Source organism: Thermococcus sp. GR5, from assembly GCF_012027535.1.
GTDB lineage: Archaea > Methanobacteriota_B > Thermococci > Thermococcales > Thermococcaceae > Thermococcus > Thermococcus onnurineus.
In genome coordinates this window covers 1-19530 of record NZ_SNUN01000013.1, presented here as the reverse complement: position 1 = coordinate 19530, position 19530 = coordinate 1, and the positions used below count along the sequence as shown (strand labels likewise).

Annotated in this window: 19 protein-coding genes and 1 rRNA gene; 12 read left to right on the top strand and 8 right to left on the bottom strand. The window is 50.2% G+C overall.

The window, feature by feature from the left end:
- Window positions 1-46 precede the first annotated feature (46 nt).
- From E3E33_RS10635 to E3E33_RS10625, 3 genes are all read right to left on the bottom strand, one after another.
- The gene (locus E3E33_RS10635) at window positions 47-754 is read right to left on the bottom strand and encodes a flagellin (RefSeq protein ID WP_167731689.1); all 708 of its coding nucleotides are present in this window, start codon (window positions 752-754) and stop codon (window positions 47-49) included.
- Between the two features lie 215 nt (window positions 755-969).
- Window positions 970-1923 (bottom strand): class I SAM-dependent methyltransferase, encoded by a 954-nt coding sequence (locus E3E33_RS10630; protein WP_167711477.1) that lies wholly within the window; start codon window positions 1921-1923, stop codon window positions 970-972.
- Window positions 1924-1932: 9 nt separating this feature from the next.
- Window positions 1933-2262, bottom strand: a complete 330-nt coding sequence (locus E3E33_RS10625; protein ID WP_012572151.1) for a helix-turn-helix domain-containing protein — start codon at window positions 2260-2262, stop codon at window positions 1933-1935.
- Between the two features lie 346 nt (window positions 2263-2608).
- Between E3E33_RS10625 and E3E33_RS10620 the strand changes: the two genes are divergently transcribed.
- The gene (locus tag E3E33_RS10620) at window positions 2609-3694 is read left to right on the top strand and encodes a hypothetical protein (protein ID WP_240912088.1); all 1086 of its coding nucleotides are present in this window, start codon (window positions 2609-2611) and stop codon (window positions 3692-3694) included.
- Here the strand turns inward: E3E33_RS10620 and E3E33_RS10615 are convergent.
- Together E3E33_RS10615 and E3E33_RS10610 are read right to left on the bottom strand one after the other, a co-directional pair.
- The gene (locus E3E33_RS10615) at window positions 3691-4131 is read right to left on the bottom strand and encodes a chemotaxis protein CheW (protein WP_167711475.1); all 441 of its coding nucleotides are present in this window, start codon (window positions 4129-4131) and stop codon (window positions 3691-3693) included. The two genes, E3E33_RS10620 and E3E33_RS10615, sit on opposite strands and share 4 nt — an antisense overlap.
- 4 nt (window positions 4132-4135) lie before the next feature.
- Entirely contained in the window at window positions 4136-5362 is a 1227-nt protein-coding gene (locus tag E3E33_RS10610) for a methyl-accepting chemotaxis protein (protein WP_012572154.1), read from the bottom strand.
- Between the two features lie 243 nt (window positions 5363-5605).
- On the opposite strand from E3E33_RS10610, the gene E3E33_RS10605 reads away from it, so the two are divergent.
- Genes E3E33_RS10605 through E3E33_RS10560 form a run of 10 tightly spaced genes read left to right on the top strand, consistent with a single transcriptional unit; the run spans window position 5606 to window position 16197 of the window.
- On the top strand, window positions 5606-6469 hold the full coding sequence (locus tag E3E33_RS10605) for a protein-glutamate O-methyltransferase CheR (protein WP_167711474.1): 864 nt from the start codon (window positions 5606-5608) through the stop codon (window positions 6467-6469).
- A complete protein-coding gene (locus E3E33_RS10600; RefSeq protein WP_012572156.1) occupies window positions 6444-6806 on the top strand; it encodes a response regulator in 363 nt (120 codons plus the stop codon). Before E3E33_RS10605 ends, E3E33_RS10600 begins: the two co-directional genes overlap by 26 nt.
- A gap of 11 nt (window positions 6807-6817) precedes the next feature.
- Window positions 6818-7930, top strand: coding sequence for a chemotaxis response regulator protein-glutamate methylesterase (locus tag E3E33_RS10595; protein ID WP_167711473.1), 1113 nt, complete (start codon window positions 6818-6820; stop codon window positions 7928-7930).
- Window positions 7902-10247 (top strand): chemotaxis protein CheA, encoded by a 2346-nt coding sequence (locus E3E33_RS10590; RefSeq protein WP_167711472.1) that lies wholly within the window; start codon window positions 7902-7904, stop codon window positions 10245-10247. The genes E3E33_RS10595 and E3E33_RS10590 overlap by 29 nt, the downstream gene beginning before the upstream one ends.
- A complete protein-coding gene (locus E3E33_RS10585) occupies window positions 10237-10869 on the top strand; it encodes a chemotaxis protein CheC (protein ID WP_342764296.1) in 633 nt (210 codons plus the stop codon). Before E3E33_RS10590 ends, E3E33_RS10585 begins: the two co-directional genes overlap by 11 nt.
- Window positions 10866-11591: a chemotaxis protein CheC gene (locus E3E33_RS10580; RefSeq protein WP_012572160.1), complete on the top strand. Its 726-nt coding sequence runs from the start codon at window positions 10866-10868 to the stop codon at window positions 11589-11591. The genes E3E33_RS10585 and E3E33_RS10580 overlap by 4 nt, the downstream gene beginning before the upstream one ends.
- Window positions 11592-11594: 3 nt before the next feature.
- Window positions 11595-12083, top strand: coding sequence for a chemotaxis protein CheD (locus E3E33_RS10575; RefSeq protein ID WP_012572161.1), 489 nt, complete (start codon window positions 11595-11597; stop codon window positions 12081-12083).
- Between the two features lie 37 nt (window positions 12084-12120).
- Window positions 12121-14364 carry a methyl-accepting chemotaxis protein gene (locus E3E33_RS10570; RefSeq protein ID WP_167711470.1) on the top strand — a complete coding sequence of 748 codons (2244 nt, stop codon included), beginning with the start codon at window positions 12121-12123 and terminating at the stop codon, window positions 14362-14364.
- A gap of 37 nt (window positions 14365-14401) precedes the next feature.
- Window positions 14402-15151 (top strand): hypothetical protein, encoded by a 750-nt coding sequence (locus E3E33_RS10565; protein WP_012572163.1) that lies wholly within the window; start codon window positions 14402-14404, stop codon window positions 15149-15151.
- A 20-nt stretch (window positions 15152-15171) separates the two neighbouring features.
- Window positions 15172-16197, top strand: coding sequence for a CheF family chemotaxis protein (locus E3E33_RS10560; protein ID WP_167711469.1), 1026 nt, complete (start codon window positions 15172-15174; stop codon window positions 16195-16197).
- Between the two features lie 22 nt (window positions 16198-16219).
- On the opposite strand, the gene E3E33_RS11175 is transcribed toward E3E33_RS10560, so the two are convergent.
- Window positions 16220-17443, bottom strand: coding sequence for a PQQ-binding-like beta-propeller repeat protein (locus tag E3E33_RS11175; RefSeq protein WP_167711468.1), 1224 nt, complete (start codon window positions 17441-17443; stop codon window positions 16220-16222).
- Between the two features lie 129 nt (window positions 17444-17572).
- Between E3E33_RS11175 and E3E33_RS10550 the strand changes: the two genes are divergently transcribed.
- The gene (locus tag E3E33_RS10550; protein ID WP_167711467.1) at window positions 17573-18319 is read left to right on the top strand and encodes a PH0542 domain-containing protein; all 747 of its coding nucleotides are present in this window, start codon (window positions 17573-17575) and stop codon (window positions 18317-18319) included.
- On the opposite strand, the gene E3E33_RS10545 is transcribed toward E3E33_RS10550, so the two are convergent.
- Together E3E33_RS10545 and rrf are read right to left on the bottom strand one after the other, a co-directional pair.
- The gene (locus E3E33_RS10545) at window positions 18284-19360 is read right to left on the bottom strand and encodes a hypothetical protein (RefSeq protein WP_167711466.1); all 1077 of its coding nucleotides are present in this window, start codon (window positions 19358-19360) and stop codon (window positions 18284-18286) included. The two genes, E3E33_RS10550 and E3E33_RS10545, sit on opposite strands and share 36 nt — an antisense overlap.
- 74 nt (window positions 19361-19434) lie before the next feature.
- Window positions 19435-19530: ribosomal RNA gene (gene rrf / locus E3E33_RS10540) — 5S ribosomal RNA — on the bottom strand; the annotation flags it as partial.

The following is a 19530-nucleotide window of genomic DNA, read 5'->3' as shown; positions in this document are numbered from 1 at the left end:
TACCGAACATTCACACCACCTCCTCACGAAAATATTGGAAAGGGCATCACTGGAGCTCGATAATCTCGTCCGTGTAGCTGGTCGGAGTGGTGAACTCGATGACGCCTGGAGCACCGAACTCCGGAACGACCTGGCCGGTGATCTTCTTGCCCGGAGCAATACCTGGGCTGAAGACACCGCTGTCGGTAGTTCCATCACCGTTGACGTCAAGGTCTCCAACGAGGACGGTGAGTATGACAAGGTCGCCCTTGTTGAGGGTCGGGTGGGCATCAGTAAGACTTGTATCAGCATCTTGGAGAACTATGATACCAAACTCAGAAGTTGGCTCATCTGCCAGCTGTGACCAAGCATTCAGTGTTGTGCTAAATATGTCACTGACAACACCGGTATCAAAGGCATAAGCAACATCTGCAGTATCATACTTCAGAACAGCCTCAGTGGACTCACTCCTGAGGATTATCTTGGTGTTGCTGAGATCAATTCCAGAGCTGCCTGCGTTCGGGGTAACGTAGATGGCAAGCTGCTCGATGTACTGGTTGCTCGGAAGGTTGTTAGCCTTACCAACGACCCTCTCGACCTGTATGCCGCTGGCTACCTCCTGGGTGGTCTCTCTTCCAGTGCTAGAAGCCTTCTGCTGCAGGAAGCCGCTGGTGTTAATCAGAACCGCAGCAGCAACTGCTGCCACTAAAACCATGGCTATGAAAACTATCAGGGTACCGATACCCACGGCACCTCTCCTTGTCCTGGCCTTCATTCTCCACGCACCCCCTAGGGTTGTCTGCGTCGTTGATTACGTTATGTAAATATAAAGGCCTTTTTTGTTCTTAGTAGTGTAGGTGGTTGTGTAGGTGCATATGTAGGTACCTGAAAGGACATCCAAAACTCACTGGGAGATGTGCCAGAAACAACAAGGGACAAAGACATTAATTAAGGATGGTACAAAGTAGTGAAAAAGCAGAGACCATGGAATTACATCTTCTTAACGACCAGCATGCTCCTCGCTGGCTGGCTTATCTCAACGTCAAAGCCCTCATTCAGGATGGCATCTTTCACATCCCGGGCGGACGGGAAGCCAATGAAGTCCTTGTTGAGGCCCTCGAAGAACTCCAGGGCCTGGACATACTTGAAGGTGTCTCTGAAGGGCTCAAGGATTACCATCCTACCACCAGAATTGAGGGCCTCCATGGCGCGCTTGAGTACCATGGGAAAGTCATCGATGTACTCAAGGACGAAACTGAGGAAAACAGAGTCGTACTCGTTCACAGGCCTTATGAGCTTCGCGTCCATCTCCTTGAGCTCCACCGGCAGGCTCTTATCCTCGATACGGGCGCGAGCTATCTCAATGAGCGCCGGGGAGTAGTCGATGCCGAGGTAGAAGCCGTTGTATCCTATCATCTCCCCGAACTGGAGTGGGGAATATGAGCCACAGCCAATGTCAAGAACATGCATCCCCTGTCTAAGGCCGGCCACCTGGGCCATCGCCTCGCGGTAGATGCGGGAGAACCTTGTGCTCATACGTATGTCCCAGAAGTCAGCGTCCTTGTCGAAGTCCATGAGAACGTGGGGGTGAATGGGAGTTATGAATGCATAATCCACCATGCGGTAGATCTCCTCCTGGATGGGAACCCAGTCCGGGACGAGAAGGTCGTACTTCTCATCTGGTACGTTGATGGTATATGCGAAACCATCGAGGTACAGCCTGCCGTTTTTCTCCTTGACTATCTTCAGGCTCTCGAGGGTCTCTATGAAACCGAGTAGAAGGCGCCTGTTGGGAAGATCCACTTCATCTATCAGCTCCTGAATCGTTGGCCCCCTTGCAAGAAGTGGAAACACACCATGCTTGGTTCCAAGGCTGATTATTTCAAGCACCGAGAACTTAATCATCTGCTCGATGTTGGCATCGACGGCATCGATGGGATTCATGTTATCACCTCACATGAACCTCCTGTAATAGCGGTAATATTCCTTGAGGTAGTCCACAACCTTCTTCCCGTAGTCTGTCAGGCGGTAGTATTTGAAGCCGTTATTAGAAACCTCCTCCACGAGGCCAAGGTACACAAGAGAGCTCTCACCGTTGTAGCGGTTGCCGAGGCCAACCAGGGCACCTCTGACGTTCGATGGATCAGAACCGACCACCCTTGCTATCTCCGAGAGGTACGTCGCAGAAGGATATATTTCGCTCAAGTACATCAGTATCTTCTTCCTCAGTTCGCTGCGGTGGATGGAACGCAACACCTGTGGATCAACGATCACTGCGTTCATCCTCCCTCCCCCCGAAGTTCATGGCCAGCTTCGGCGTCCCTGATTATAGCCACTGAATGATCACTGAGGATCATGGACACACCACTCCCGTACATAACATTGCCATTTGTAGAATATATAACGTTTTTGGTCAGACCATGGGAATAACTCATCAATGATAATCTTTGATTGTAGAATTTTCATTCAGAAGTTGAACAAAATTGGTATCAAGAACAATCATCCAACGATATGGATAATTTCCAATCCATTGGTTGGTTCTCTGTGGCATATATCGACTCACTACGGTAGAAGGGCATAAAATCTAAATACCATAACGCCGCAGATTACACGGCTGAAGCCAGGTGGTATGGAGATGATAATCGAGCTCGCCGTTACCGCGGGAGTTGCCATTGTTCTGGCGTACTACGTCAGGGACGTGACGGACAAAGTCTTGGCCAGACACTTTGAGCTCAAAGAGGAGCTCGGCGAGCTTGAGTCCAAGCTCTCAAAAGTGAGGGACGAACTAGAATCAGAGATAAGGGACGTCAGGTCGAGTGTTTCTTCAGGGGAAGCTGGGGTCAAGGAAGAGGTCAGCCAGATGCTCAGGGCGGTAGAAGAGAAGCTCAGGAGACTAGAGGATTCCCTTAAAGAGCTCCAAAAGTTCGAAACAAAGGTGGACTACGAGCTTGGTAACGTCAGGCTTGAACTGGACAAGACAAACCAACGCCTCGAATCTCTCAAAGAGGAACTAGAGAAGACCAAGAGCGTACTCAGGGAAGAACTCAAGAGGGAGCTCCTTTCAGAGCTCGAGGAAGAGATAGAGCACCTCGAGGAAGCCATAGAAAGGAGGAAGCAGACAGAGGTTGAGGAGTTCTTGGAAGTCATCAAGGCGACTGTGACCCTTCAACCAGAGAAGCTCAGCGCTGGCATGGCCGAAGCAAAAAGGGCCCTGTTATCTCTGAGGGACATAGCCAAGGTCTACGTCCTTACCGGACACGGACAGATGGAGTTCAGAGAGCTCAAGGAGAATATCATAGAACTCCTGAAGAACCTGCGTAAGCTGGCCATAGTGTCCCTTCCAGACGAGAATGTCTATGCAACGTTCAACGATATAATCGTTAGAGTGAAGAGGCTCGATATACCAATGAAAGTAGACAGGGATGGGAAAGAGAAAGAACTGAACCCGGAGAAAAGCTTCATCCAGATCCACAGGATAGTCTATGAACTCGCTGGTGAGCTTGACAGAATAGCCGGGGAGCTTCAGGAGCCGATACCGGTTACGCCAGTCGAGAAGGAGTTCTACGAGAAGCTACGGCACCAGTTCGAAGAACTAAGAAGGCTGGAAGAGCAGGTGCAGAGACTTATGCTAAGACTCGGTGCCGAAAAAGAGAACATCGGAGGAGCAAAGGACAGAAGCGTGGAGGAAATACTCAGAGAGCTCGACCTACTTTAGAACTCCTCGCCGAGGAGCTTGTCAAGGTCGACCATTATGAGGAGCCTCTCCCCGTTGTTTATTTTGGCTATGCCCTTTATGTAGCGGATGTCGACCCTGTTGCTAAGAGTCTTCGGCGGCTGGTCTATCTGCTCGTCGGTCAGGGTTATGACGTCCGAGACCGAATCCACGATTATGCCTATTATCTCGTCCTTGACTTCTGCAATGATTATTTTCTTCTTTGAGAGGTCTCCATCAGGGTCATAGTAACCAAGGAGCTTCTTGAGATTGACGACGGTCGTTATCTGTCCGCGAAGGTTTATGACACCCTCAACGAAGTCCGGGGAGTTAGGCACACGAGTTATTGGCATCATTTCCTTTATCTCCCTGACCTTTGAGATATCAAGACAAAACTCCTCGTTTCCAACCATAAAGGCCACGACCTGAATCTCGGCCATCCCATCACCTCCGGACGGTACTAACCTTTTCAAGAAGTTCCTTTGACTCAACTATTGACTGTTCGAGGTCCTTAAGACCACTTCGTATTTCATCCAACCGTGACTGCATCATGGTGAAGGACTCAACAACCGGAAGCATAACGTTAGATATCTCGTCCTGAAGGGCGTAGACGCCATTGATGGTGTCCATGAGCATTTGAACGGACTGGGCCTGTCCTTCTATGCTGTCGGAGAGTTCTTTTATCATATTGGCCGTCTCGTTAGCTCGCCTGGCTATGTCGTCGAAGGCCGCTATAAGCTCTTGAACCGCGTCCTTTATCTCCTCGGTGACCCTGAACTCCTGCTTTATCGAACTCACGACGGTATCAATGCTCTCCTGCATGTCCCGGATAAGTTCCGTAATCTGGTCAGTGGACTTTTTTGACTGATCCGCCAGCTCACGGATGTTCTCTGCAACGACAGCGAAGCCTCTACCGTGCTCACCACTTCTAGCAGCTTCAATGGCAGCGTTCAAAGCGAGCAAGTTGGTTTGCTCCGCTATACTGCTGATGACTTCGACTATCTCGCCTATCCTCTTAGAGTGCTCCACAAGTATGGAAACCGCCCTCTCCATGTCCTGATTGACCTCGGTAATGCTGGCAACGTTGAGGGCGACGTTATCAGAGATGCGTTTCCCGGTCTCGGCCATATTGGCGGTCTCAAGGGCATAGTCGGTGAGTGCCTGTGCCTGAGTGTTCATCTCCTCTATACCCGCGGTAAGGGTCTGGATGTAGTCCCCAAGTTCGGCAACGGTGGAGCGCTCCCTTTCGAGGGCGCTCGTAAGCTCATCGTGTTCCACACTAACTCCAACGTCAAGAGTCGGTAGGAGGGAGGACAGCTTCTCTCTCGCCTCTTCAAGATTTTGAAGAACAGTCTCAATCTCGGGCAGGACTGAAACCCGCTGAACTTCCACATTTCTTTTGCCGAGGGCCTTTATCTTGTCCTCAATGGCAGTTATTCGGGCTGCGGTTTCGGCCCCAAGCTTCGAAAGATCAACGCTCTCCCCGTCCAACAAGGCTTCGAGGGCATCCAGAATCCTACTCAAATCATCACTTGGCCGCGAGAGGTAGGCAGAAACGGCAACGGCAGAAACTAGGCCGAGTGCAAGCCCAGCCACAGAGGATACCAAAGTCCCAGCAAGAGTAAGAAGTGATACTGAACTCACCGCTGCTATGGTGACTGCACGGGTCAATGGCCACACCTCCAGTGCCGCTGTTTATTCAATACAGCACAAGGGATAAAAGATTTTCGAATGTAGATAATAACTTTTAATACGCGTTAATAGAATAATCAATTATGACGTAACTGCCTACCTATGCACCTACACAACCATCTACACATAAAGATTTTTTATGCAAACAGTGCATAAATTTTTGCAAAGTTTGCAATAACCAACCTAACGCGTGGGATAATCCCCAATGGATGCGTGACCCAAATGATGGATGTAAAAGACCCCGGCTACCTAAAGATTAAGAGGGAATTGTTTCGGCACCTGAAGGTTAGTAGCGACGCCTACAAGGATACGTACCTTGTAAGGCGCATAAAGGCAAGGATGAGAAAGCTCGGTATAAACAACTACATGAAGTACTACCACATGATAAGGACAAACAAGCAGGAGCTGGACGAGCTACTACTCACGGTGGCAATAAACGTCACAGAGTTCTTCAGGGACTCAGTGGTCTGGAGAACCTTCGAGAAAAAGGTTATCCCGGAACTTGTTAGTTACAAGAAGGAGCACCACACAAGCACCATTAAGATATGGAGCGCCGCATGCTCCACAGGACAGGAGCCGTACTCCATAGCTATGGCCCTCCACGAAGCCCTAGGTAAAAACCTCAGCGGATTCAGGGTGCAGATACTAGCAACTGACATAGACAGAGAGGCTTTGGCAACGGCCATAAGGGGAGAGTATCCCGCAGACGTTGTGGAGAAACAGGTACCGAGGCACATGATACCCAAGTACTTCACCAGGATAAGCGAGGAGCGCTACAGGATCTCGCCCAAGATAAAGCGCCTAGTCAAGTTCCAGCAGTTCAACCTCTTCAGCCCGACGTATCCAAAGGGCTTCGATGTAATATTCATCCGCAATGTACTGATCTACGTAAAGAGGGACGCCCAGGAGGAGATATTCGCCAAGCTCTATGACTCCCTCGAAGACCACGGTTATCTCATCCTTGGCAAGACTGAAACCATACTTAGCAACGCTGCCAAGCTGTTTAAATTATACGACCTCGTCGCGAGGATATATCGCAAGAACCTGGAGGTGAAAGGCCATGGCACGGGTTTTGGTCGTAGATGACGCAGCGTTTATGCGCATGCTGCTGAAGAAGATACTAACCCAGGGAGGCCACCAGGTCGTTGGAGAAGCTGCAAACGGAAAGGAGGCTGTTCAGAAGTACCAAGAACTCAAGCCCGACATTGTAACTATGGACATAGTTATGCCCGAAATGGATGGGATTACCGCTGTGAAGGAGATAAAAAAGGTTGACCCAAACGCCAAGATAATCATGATCACCGCCGTCGGCCAGGAAGGAAAGGTCATGGAAGCACTAAAGGCAGGCGCCTCGGGCTACATAGTCAAGCCGTTCCAGGCCCCCAAAGTGTTAGAGGAAATAAATCGCGTGTTGTCAAGCTAAGGGTGGGTTAGATGCCGCTGAACTCACCCGGCAGAAAAATTAGAGTGCTAGTTGTCGATGATTCAGCGTTCATGAGGAAGATACTTGGAGATATAATCAACTCCGATCCCGAGCTTGAAGTCTGCTGCGAGGCAAGAGATGGAATAGAAGCCATTAACATGGTTAGGCTCCACAAACCGGATGTGATCACACTCGACATAGAAATGCCCCGGATGAATGGCCTCGACGCTCTCCGCGTAATAATGAAACAGAGCCCCACCCCGGTCATAATGGTGAGTGCCCGGACCAAGGAGGGCGCCGAGGCCACGATAAAGGCCCTTGAATACGGCGCCATTGACTTCATACCCAAGCCGAGCTCCTCTATTTCTATAAACATGAGGGAGATGAAGGATGAAATCATCGCAAAGATCAAAGAAGCTGCCAGAGTCCCTAGGAGGTTCCTTGAGATTAGGAGGACGAGGCTCCTAAGAGCGCAGAAAACAAAGGTCAGAAAACCCAGCGTCCCGGCCAGGACAGTGGTGGCTATGGCCTCATCAACCGGTGGTCCGCAGTCCCTCCTCAAGGTGTTCCCCAAGTTCCCTGACAACCTAAAGGCCGCAGTGCTCTTGGTGCAACACATGCCACCGGGATTCACCAAATCGTTCGCCAAGAGACTTGACAGTATCAGCAAGATAGATGTCAAGGAAGCTGAGGACGGTGAGCCCATCGAGGAGGGCAAAGGCTACGTTGCCCCAGGAGACTACCATATGGAAGTGAAGATGAGAGGAGGAAAGCCTGTCATAACACTCAATAAGAAGCCGAAGATTCACGGGGTAAGGCCTGCTGCAGATCCGATGATGACAACCGCGGCAGATATCTTTGGGAGAAGAACTGTTGGAGTAGTAATGACTGGAATGGGCCGCGACGGTGCTCAGGGTATAATCGCGATTAAAAAGAAGGGGGGCATCACCATAGCCCAGGACAGGGAGACGTCGATAATCTTTGGAATGCCAAAGGCGGCCATTGAAACCGGCATGGTCGACTACGTCGTTCCCCTTGATAAAATCGCTGAGACCGTGGTGATGGCAGTGAACAAGATTAACAGGGGTGGTACCGGTGGAGGACCTCTCTCAGTACTTAGATGAGTTCCTTGCCGATGCGAGGGATAGGATAGACAGCCTCAGCAACGCCATACTCACGCTAGAGAAGATAGTCAAAGAAGGCGGCAGCGAGGAAGAAAAAAAGGCCATGATAGACCAGATATTCAGAGACGCACATACGCTCAAGGGTACCGCTGCAACTATGGGATTCATGAAGCTCAGTGAAGTTGCTCACAAGATGGAGAATCTGTTTGATCTTGTCAGAGGCGGGAAGATTGAGCCAACCCCAGATCTCATAGACGTCCTTCTTGAGTTTCTTGATGTCATTGAGGGGATGGTGGACAGCATAGAGGAGAACGGGAACGAAGGGGACTTTGACGTCGGAGAGCTGTTTGAAAAGGCCCAGAAGTTCTTTGAGAGGAGCAGACCAGTAGAAAAAGTTGCCTCTAGTACACAGCCCAAAGAACCCCTGACGGGAGAAAAAACACCCGAAGAAGCCGGGGCTGAAGCCGAGAGGACAGTACCCTCTGGGGAAAAGGGGGAGCTTCCAAGGTACCGGATTAAAGTTTACTTCCACAAAGATGCCCAGCTCAGGGGCGTACGGGCCTTTCTCATACTCTCAGACCTAGAGGAGCTTGGCGAGATAATCGAAACGAAACCGGGTAGAGAGATCATAGAGGATGGGAAGGCCGACGTTGACGTTCTGGAGTTTGTTGTGGCCACTGAGGAGAGCCCTGAAAGACTTAAGCATGTGGTGACGAGACACCCAGAGGTTGAGAGGGTCGAGGTGGAGGAGTACCATCCCGCCGCGGGACAAGAAAACAAGACGTACACTGTCACGGTGTACATCCAGAAGGACGCTCCTTTGAAAGGAGTCCGTTCCTACCTGATTCTGCAGGATCTTCAAAAACTTGGAACTGTCCAGAGAACCATCCCCGACACTGTGGCGATTCAAAACGGTGATATCATCGATGGGCACTACTTCAAGGTTTTGATGGTATCCAATGTGTTACCCAATGACATCGTCAAGATTGTGCGCAAGCATCCCGACGTGGAAGACGTCAAGGTTGAGGAAGGGGACAGCATCGAGGTAGAAACCAAGGAGGAGACAGAGAAATCGAGGGGTCCCGAACAGCAGGCAGAGAAGAAAGCGGAGAGCAAACCTCAGAAGCTCAAGACCGTGCAAACTCCAAAGGTTAAGGTGTCGAAGATTATCAAGGTCGATGTCTCCCACCTCGACAGGCTCATGAATCTCGTGGGTGAGCTTGTCATTACCAAGGGCCGTTTGGAGCAGATAGCCGAGAGACTGGGCGACAGGGAGCTTCTCGAAACGCTCTCAACGCTCTCAAGACTTCTTACCGAGCTCCAAGACGAGATAATGGAAATGCGCCTTACACCTGTGGCGGAGGTCTTCAACAAGTTCCCCCGTATGGTTCGTGAGCTGGCAAGGAAGATGGGGAAGGAGGTCGAATTCATCGTTGAGGGCGCAGACATAGAGGTCGATAGGACGATACTAGACAAGCTAGGTGATGTTCTTGTCCATCTCCTGAGGAACGCCATAGATCATGGGATCGAGTCTCCAGACGAGAGGGAGAAACTTGGAAAGCCACGCACAGGGAAGTTGGAACTCATAGCGAAACGCGAGAGAAGCCACGTCGAGATAATAGTCCGTGACGACGGCCGCGGTATCGACCCCGAGAAGATAAAACGCAAGGCCATTGAGAAAGGCCTCATAACACCGGAGCGGGCCGCGGAGATGAGCGACGAGGAGGCAATAAACCTAATCTTCCTGCCGGGGTTCAGCACCAAGGAGCAGGTCACCGACGTCTCCGGAAGAGGCGTCGGAATGGACGTCGTAAAGGACGTCGTAAAGAGCCTGAACGGTACTATATCCGTCCAAAGCGAGGTCGGAAAGGGCAGCACGTTTATTCTGAAGCTACCGGTCAGCATGGCCATCATCCAAGCGCTTCTCATCGAAGTGCAGGGAGAGGTCTATGCAGTGCCAATAAACAACATCCTCGAGAGCATCGAGATAAAACGTGAGAACCTCAAAAGCATAGGTGGAAAGGATGTCATAGTACTCCGCGGCGAGATAATCCCTGTGATAATGCTCCACGAGCTCTTTGGACTGCCCATACCGGAGAAAGACGAGTTCCCAGCCATAGTGGTCGACCTCGGCGCCCAAAAGGTGGCAATTGGCGTCGACGAACTTCTCCACAAGAAGGACATAGTCATCAAGAGCCTCGGCAAGATGCTCTCCCATATCAGCGGCTTCGCCGGAGCAACTATACTCGGCGACGGTAGCGTCGTTCTAATCATCGAGATAAATGGGCTGCTCGGTGGTGGTAGGAGTGGAATATGAAAACTACGAAGGGTACATCAAAAACCTCGACGAGTTCGCAAAGAGTGTGCTAGTTGAGACCTTCAACATAGGAGCCTCTCGGGCAGCAGATGCCCTCAGTGAGATGACTGGGTTAACTGTCAACATAACTGTTCCGGAGATAGACATCACGCCAATCAAGAGTGTGCCGGAGAAGGTCGGAGAGGACATAAAGATAGCGGTGTACATACAGTTGAGCGGTGGCTTTAATGGCCATGCGTTCTTTTTCATGGATTTTAAGGACGCCCTTACAATGTTTGACCTCATGATGGGAATGTTCCCCGGAAGCACCACAGAGTTTGACGAGATAGTGCAGTCTGCAGTGATGGAGGCGGGCAACATACTGATATCCGCTTTCGCAAATGCACTCAGCGAGTTCCTTGGGACCGAGATAAACCAGACGCCACCCAACTTGGCTATTGATTTCCCTCCTGCCATACTCGACTTTGCGCTCGCTGACATAGGCCAGCACTGCGACTACACCATGCTTCTAAAGACTCAGATGACAGTAGAGGGCGTTGAGTTCAGGGAACACTTCATGATACTCCCACACCCATTCTCTATGAAGAAGATTATAGATACCCTTCTGGAGGGATTTGTATGAGAAAGTACAAGAGCTGGTTTTCCGAATGGTACCGGGACATATTCCGTGAGGCGTCCAACATAGCGATAAGCCACGCGCTGACTGCACTCTCGAACATGATCGGCGAGATTGAAATGGAGCCCCCTGAAGTCGAGGTTATCCCTCGGACAAAGTTCCTAGCTACCCTTGCCGCAGAGGGAATAAGCAACAGCTTCGTCGTAATGTTTGACATAACCGAGGGACTCAGTGGCCTCACCATCCTGCAATTTCCGAAGAAAAGCGCCCAAGCACTCGTATCGCTGCTCCTTGGCATGGCGCCCAGTGATGACGGAATAGACGACATGGGGCGCTCGGCGATAATGGAGATAGGAAACATACTTATCTCAGTCTATACCGACATACTGGCCAAGCTCATTGAAGAACCCGTTTCCCTCAGTCCGCCAAAGCAGGCCGAGAGCCCGTACGACGTGGAGAGAGAACTTGCCAGACCAGACCTCAGGGACGTTCTGGAGGTTATTATCTTCAGGACGCGCTTTTATCAGTCCAGCACAGGGGTCGAGAGCCTATTCTATCTTGTACCCACCAAGGATGCATTTGATAAACTGGTTGGACGGCTGGAGGCTCAAGTCAAAGACATCGAGCCCGTATCACAGTCTGACGAAGGCACTGGGCCCAAGTTGGATAGTTCTGTTCCCCCAGTGAATTCAAGCACACTAAAAGAAAACGAACCCGGCGAGGGTTGAGACTTGCAGGAGATAAAGGTCGGAATCGGCGACTACGCTGTCGGAAAGAAGGCCGGGATAATAAGCACCTATGGGTTAGGCAGCTGTGTTGGCATAACTCTGTACGACCGTCTCACAAAGGTAGGTGGCCTGCTTCATGCCCTTCTGCCTGAAGCAGCATACTATGGAAATAAAGGCAATCCTGCCAAATATGTTGATACAGGCTTGCAGCTCCTCCTAAGGGACTTCCAAAAGCTCGGGGGCAACCCCAGAAGGACCGAGGCAAAGATCTTCGGAGGGGCGCACATGTTCACCAATGTCACTAGCGACCAGCTCATGATAGGAAAGAGGAACATAGAGGTCGCCAAGAAGGAGCTGAAGAGGCTTGGAATCAGGCTCGTGGCCGAGGATACAGGGGGAAAGGGCGGGAGAACCATCTACTTTGACCTCTCAACGGGTAAAGTCAGAATGAGGAAGGTATCAAATGGGCAGGTCATTGAGAAGATCTACTAAGCAGATAAACTCAAACTTCCCTCAGGGGTGATTTGGTATGGAGTTCAAGAAGAAAATCCTGGCAATCGTCGTACTTGGGTTGGTGCTTGTTACAGCAGTGACCAGCGGAATGATGATATACGCCGGTAAGAGCACGGCAGGAATCGTAGAAGAAAAGATGAGGCCAGTAGTTGAGAACCAAGCAAAAGAAGCCGTTGAAGCACAGGCTGAAGCTCTCGCAAACGAGTTCGAAGCGTTCTTCAAGGGAATAGAGACTCTAGGATTGGTCACAAAGGAGCTGACAATAGTGTCCCTCAATAAGCTGAAAGAGAATGGCTACGACTTTGGGGACCCGGGATATGCCGACAAGCTCAGGCCCATTATCTTGGAGGAGTTCACCACTCTCAGCAAGGCAGAGCCGAGAATAAGCGCCATCTACTTCGGCGATGTCAACGGCAACATGTTCATCTACCCCGAACAGGATCTCCCAGAGAGTTACGACCCGCGTGTCAGACCGTGGTACAAGAAGGCCATCGAGGTAAACGGTCCCACGTGGAGTGAACCTTACGAGGATGCATCCTCTGGAAAATGGGTGGTAACGTTTGCGGTACCAGTTTACTACGAGGGTAAGCTTGTTGGAGTTGTAGGCACAGATATTTACATAGACACGCTCACCCAGAAGATTGACAAAATTAAGATAGGACAAACTGGATACGCGTATGTAGTGAGTCCCGACGGAATGATATACATGCACCCAAAGCATGAGTACATAATGAATCTTAACGTGTTTGACTATGAAAGCCTCAAAGCTGTGGCAGATATACTACGTAGTGGCAAGGACAGAGATGTAACAATATACACTTGGGAAGGCGTCGAAGCCGTCGCAGCTGGCGTGAAGATACCCAGCACGGGCTGGTACGTCTTTACCAAAGTCCCCGTTGAGGAGATAAGCGCACCAATCATAGCGGTTGTAAATGATGTGCAGAACACTACCACAAAGACGGCCATTATGCTCACAGGCTTCATAATCCTGCTTTCGATTGGAATAATTATAGTGGCCTACAAACTGATATCCAATTCAATTAAACCACTTGAGGCTCTTAGGGATGTTGCGCAGGCTTTGGCTGAGGGCAGATTGAGTGAGGTAAGCAGGAAGCTCAAGCAGATCCACTACATTGAGGATGATGAGATTGGTGCGCTCATTAAGGCCTTTGAAGCCGTTGGAAAAGACCTCGTTGGGACCTTGGACACTATAGCGAGTAAACTCGAGCGCTTGGCCGAGGGTGACTTGAGCAATGGTTTAACTGTCGAAGCCAAGGGTGAACTTAGCGGAATCCTTGAAGACCTGAAAGACACTACCCACAAGCTCAAGAGTCTCATAAGTGAAATCGTCCACGTTACTAACGAGCTCGAAAAGCGCGCCAACGTCCTTGCCCAAATTTCTACTGACGTCACTGAATCCATCAACCAAGTTAACGAGGCCGTTCAGCAGGTCAGCATTGAAGCCCAGCGCCAGCAGGAGAACATTAACGAGATCACCGAAGGAATGCGCTTCGTGGCGGAGGTCAGTGCAGAGAGTGTTAGGGCAATGGACGAGTTTGAGGGGGCCGTCAGTGAGGTCGTGAGTATTGCCAGTGAGGGCAGAGAGAAGGGTGAAGTCTCAGCCAGACAAATTGAGAGTATTCAGGAGACAATGAGAGACATCGAGAGTGCCGTAACCAAGGTTGCAGAGATGAGCAGAAGTATTGAAGAAATCACTAACGTGATCACCAACATTGCCGAGCAGACGAATTTACTTGCCTTGAACGCGGCTATTGAGGCCGCGAGAGCCGGCGAGGCTGGCAGAGGTTTTGCTGTCGTTGCTCAAGAGATTCGCAAACTCGCAGAGGAGAGCAAGCAGGCCGCGGACAACATTAAGAACATTATCGATCAGATTACGGCTGAGATTAGGGATGCTGTTGACAGTACGAGACGCGGTGTCACCGTGGTTGGAGAGAGTGCTGAAACCCTTAGGGAGACCACCAACTACTTGACAAACATCGCTGACCTCCTCCAGGATGCCAGTGGCAGGATGGGCGAAGTAAAAGAGCAGATTATTCGCACGCAGGATGAGGTCGAGAAGGCTTTGAGGGCTTTGGAGAACCTAGCTGCCAGTGCTGAAGAGACTACTGCCTCGGCTGAGGAAGTTAGTTCTGCCGTCCAAGAGCAGACCGCTGCGACTGAAGAGTTGCAGCGCGCTGCCAATGACCTGAAGAACATCGTTCAGGACCTCAGAGAAATAATAAGCAGGTTTAAACTCTAAAACCTTTCATTATTTCATTTTGCCTGGGGGTGGAAGTATGGACTGGGTGATGATAGCGATCATAGCCATCGTAGTGCTGATGGGAACCGCCCTGTCGGCGTACATGATATCAAATACTATCAACAACCAGATGGGCGAGCTCTACGCGGTGCTTCTGGAAAAGGAGATGAAAGAAGGTAGGAAACCAGCCACAGCGCCGTCAAGAACCAAAAAGGAAGAAACAAGCATTGTGGAGCAGAAAAAGACGAACGTTTCGGGTGTCAATGAGGAAGAACTCATTAAAAAGCTCAGGCAGGTTATTGACGAGAAGGTAGAAAGGGTTCTCGATGAGGCTAAACACAGGAAGGAAAAGCTTCTCATGCTCCTAGACGTGGCTAGGGGCTACACTCTGGGATATATCACGGAGGACGAATACAACGCCTTCCTCATGAAGGTACTCTCGGAGCTCGATGAGTTCAAGCGCCTCTGGCTGGCCCGCTTCCCAAGCCAGAGAGATAGAGAGAAGCTCAACCTCATGATAAACTACATCACCAAGACCAAGTTGCCCATAGTCCTTAAGAGCAAGGATGGGAAGGAAACTATTAACCTTCCTCCGGAGGAGGCGTTGATAAGGATCACAAGCAATATAAACAGCGCGGTGAATATACTCGATGAGCTCATAAGCAGCAGAGGAGAAAACCCCGCCGTCACCCCACTTGAGGTAAAACTCTCCCAAGAGTGTGGGCAGCTCCGTGCAAAGGTCGAAAAGCTGGAGAAACAGCTCGAGGAGTACAGCGCCTTAACTTGAGGACATAGAGGGGATGAACCATGGCAGTGGCAGAGGCGAGGGTAAAAACCGCCATAATTTCCTCATGGAAAGGCTCAGCAGGGGTGGACTGGAGAGACGCAATAGGCATTATCCAGAACGACAGGCTTATCCTGAGGTATCTCCGCATGGGAGAGATTGTTGGGGAAGACAATTTCCCATTCTCATCGCTCTCAGACCTGAGTGTAAACGTCCCCGACAATTACAAGCTCAATCCCGAGAAGGAGCATTTTGGGATGAAGTTCTACATTCCCGGGAGGGGAGAGTTAACGTTAATACTCACAGTAGGTGACAACCTCCTGATATACGACGAGAACAAGTTTAGGGAGTTCATTCACACAATATTCGAGATACTCATTAACGGCAAGGCAGTAAAGCTGCTGCTGGCCAGAGTCAAGGGCGGAGCGATAAACATGGAGCCCCAGTGGCAGGATGGATCGCTCAGGATAGTCTCCATAAAATCCGCCAAAAGGGGGAAGACCGAGAGGAACGTGGTAGTTCTTGATCCGGACAGGAGGCCGATACCAATATTCTCCGACGTCGAGGATATGGACGTGGAAGAGATCGACATGAACGGCAAAAAGGTCGAGGCCTGGAAGATAAAGCACTTCTATGTGAATGAGACCATTACCTCCTATCTATACATACCAGAGAAAAAGACCAGACTGTACGTGCTCCGCTACCTGCTCAAGTATATACCCGGCTACTTCGAGTTCATCATGAGGGTGTCGAAGGAATTCCCGATGCTTCAGACGGAATTCAGAGAGGTCATGGAGAAGGAACTTAAGGAACTCGAGAGCCTCGACGAGATGGAGAAGCAGATCCTCATGGCACTCTACTCAGGTCTCAACCCGTTAGAGGTGCATCAGTTCCTCGGCCTCGATGAGAGGGAAATAGAGGAGATATACGACAGGATGATAGACAAGGGGCTCCTAAAAATAGTCATGATAAGGAAAGTCGTTGATCTCACAAGGGATGGCAGAAAGATAGTCAATAAGCTGATGGAATATGGCCTCATGGCAATGTAAAAATTCAAGAAATAATAAAGGCTCAAAGCTTTCTCAGTAATAGGAGTGGTATTATAGCCAACCCGACGAAAGTGGCCGGGCCGCAAATGCCCGAACTCTTCTTCCCGGCGAGTTTCTGGATATCTATCGCATAGAAGTTTGAACTAGCCGTTCCAACGATCGCTATATTTCCTTCAACAGCGATGCTCCTGACGTAGCCGATGTCAGTAACGGCGCCTAGTATGTTCCCGGTCTTTGCATCAAGCGCGTAGAGGGAGCCGTAGGTGTAGATTATAGTGGTTCCATTCTCCTGCCTGCTCTCAAACTTGCCAACACCGACCAAGAGCGTACCGTCGACGTATTTGACAACCTTGACTCTGAACGGAAAGGTCTGGTTCCACAACATGTTTCCTGTTTCTGGATCGATCGCTGCGAGAACACCATTGCCGTTGCCCATCCCACCGACATAAATCCTGCTATCGCCGATTTCAATGTCCTCTGTGTAGAAGAGTTCCTTCTTCCAGACCACGTTTCCAGACGGATCAATACGATAGAGATAACCTTCGAAAGTCCCGTTACCTGTCCCTGCGATCACGTCGTTCCCGAACAGTTCCATATCCCTGACCCACTGCCCAGTTTCAATGGTCCAGGAGAGCGTTCCATTGGGAAGAACGCCGTAAACGTAGCCAAACTGCCTTGGCCCCACGTAACCCGACGGAAAACCCGCCCCAATGTAGATTATTCCCTCCCCTACGCGAACCCTGCTCACGAGGCTCGTGAAGTTAACGATCCAGCTGTTTAGGACGACGCTATCGTTGATTATCTCTCCCCTATATAGGTGCCCCACATATGTAACGCTATCGTTCTCAAGGAAGAAGTCTCCATCAACAGCGTAAACGGTGTTGTCCAGGATTTGGAAATCGTAAAGCTTGTTAATGGTTAGATTCCTTGAGAGGAACTTGCCGTTCTCGTCAAATGTTACGAAGCCGCCGATGGTTCCAACGATAACTTTTCCACTGGAAAGAGGATACAGCCCCACAACATAGCCTGAGTCGTTCTGCCAAAGAAAAGTTCCGTTGAACGAGTAAGCAACCAGCTGACCGAGATAATATATACCTATCATTCCGCTCGAGTTGACCAGCTGTCTGTATGAGCAACCGGCGTACACCCTACCGTCATTGATCGCAACAGCCTCTATGCTCTTCTGATACTGGACATCATCACAGACCGTGCCCTTCCACAGTATCGGATTGTCATCCGCGGTCACGGTCCCCAGCACTGAAAGAGCTAGTATTAACACCAGAATCACTGGAACTCCCCGTTTCATGGCCTATCCCCCGAACGGTTAAGTGAAAAGCTTATATAAACCTTTGCAGTATCTCAAAACGGTGGTTGGATGGAAAAAGAGCTGGACATCAGGGAGGCACTGGCCACAGGGGAACACATCGATGAGATTATCATACAAGCCACTCTTAACAAAGAATTCCTGAAGGAGGTACTTCACTACCTCGACGACGACCTATGGATCGTGCAGAAGAATGCCCTTAGGGTAGTTGTTGAGGCAATACGAGAGATGCCTGATCTCCATGAGTCCCTTATAACTAAACTCATGGTGATGCTCAGAAAGAGCGAGGCAATACCTCTGACTCAGGAGATAGCGAGGGCCTTCGGTGTACTCGTGGAGATTAACCCAGAAAAGGTTGCAAAAGTTGTTCCGGCGATATTCGCCAACTATAGGGTAGGTGACCCAAAGATAAAGGTCAACATGGCGTACGTCCTTGAGGAGATAATGCGTGTGAATCCCAGCCTTCTCGGCAACGTATTTAGAGACATAGGTTACATGCTCACCTCAAAAGACACGATGGACAAACTCACTGCGCTTAATTTTATCTCGGCACTTGGAGAGAACGGTCTCAGATACATCAGCCCCTTCCTGCCGAAGCTCTTTACACTACTCTACGACAAAGATGAGATAGTTCGAGCAAGCACCGTTGAAACGCTCATCCACGTAGCCGAGCTCAATCCAAAGCTCAGGAAAATAATTCGCTCAAAACTTGAGGAAATGGACGACAGAAGTGACCTAGTTACAAAGAAGGTCAAAGAAGGACTAACCAGGCTTATTATCATCGAAAGAGGAAGATGAAGTTTCCTCAGACTCGCTCCCTACTGACTCTTCAAGCCTCTCCTGGAAAAGAGTCTTCAGGACCTCCTTCAACTTCTCGTTTTCGATCCTGAGCCTAGCGTTTTCTTGGCGTATCTCCTCAATCTCGCTGAGAATGCCCTTGACCTCGCGTAGAGTGCTCTCAAACTTTGACTTTGGAATAAACTGGGTTTTGAGTATATTAAGGGCCTCGTCGACATCTCTCGTCCCCGTGAGGGCAGCGAGTTCCTTCTGGATACGGCTCATCTCGGCTAGCTTTGCCTCGTAGTCGGAGAGTCTCTTGCTCAGAGTATTGACGCGCTTCGACATCTCTCTAAGGACTGCCAATTTGCGCTTAAGCTCCTCAATCTCGCGTTCTTTCTCAGCCAGTGCTCTCTTTAGCTCCTCCCTCTCCTTGACGACGGAACGAAGGCGTACATTCTCAGCAACAAGTTCCTCATAGTGTTGCTGTATCCTGAGAAGGGTTTCCGATAGGTTCACACTCACACCAAATATACTCCTCTTAAGCTCTCCCTCGAAGCTCTTAAGGCGCTCCTCAATATATGTTCTGATGAAATCGTCCATTCTCTTACTGTAATGCTCCTCAACCCGTCTGAGTATCTCCGCGGAGAGCCGCTCCATACGTTCGTCAATCTCGTTGAGTCTTGGAACCAGCATCTCAACGCTGTCAAGGAAGAGAGTCCGCTGTTCAAGCTCAGCTAGCTGGTCTTCAAGCTCCTTAATACGTTTTTCCAGCGAATGAGTGCTTTCCTTATGGGAAGAGCTTAACTCTTCGAACTTTCTGTTAAGGATCTCAATTCGCTCTGCAAGCATCTCTCTGTCGATTCTGAGCTCGCGGATTGTGGCTGCCACTGCTTCTAGAGCTAGGACAGAATAGTCCCGGATGGTCTCTGACTCAGGAATAGCTGACTTAACGCTGTCCCAATCACGGAGGGTCTTGAGTTCATCAACGACTTCGGGATGTCGCTCCTTAATGTAATCCCAGCCAATTCCCTGCTTCTTTGACCTCTTGAGCATGAGCATCGACCGTAAAAAAATCCCCGGAGGAATTTAAATAGCTTTTGTGTAGGTAATTACTCCAGAAGGGGTAATATAGTGGCCGGCGGCGTTCCCGGTTTCCCGCCCCCTCTCGGAGGGCAGTACACCCGGGATCGCTGGCGGGCTTAACTTCCGGGGTCGAAACGAGACCGGGT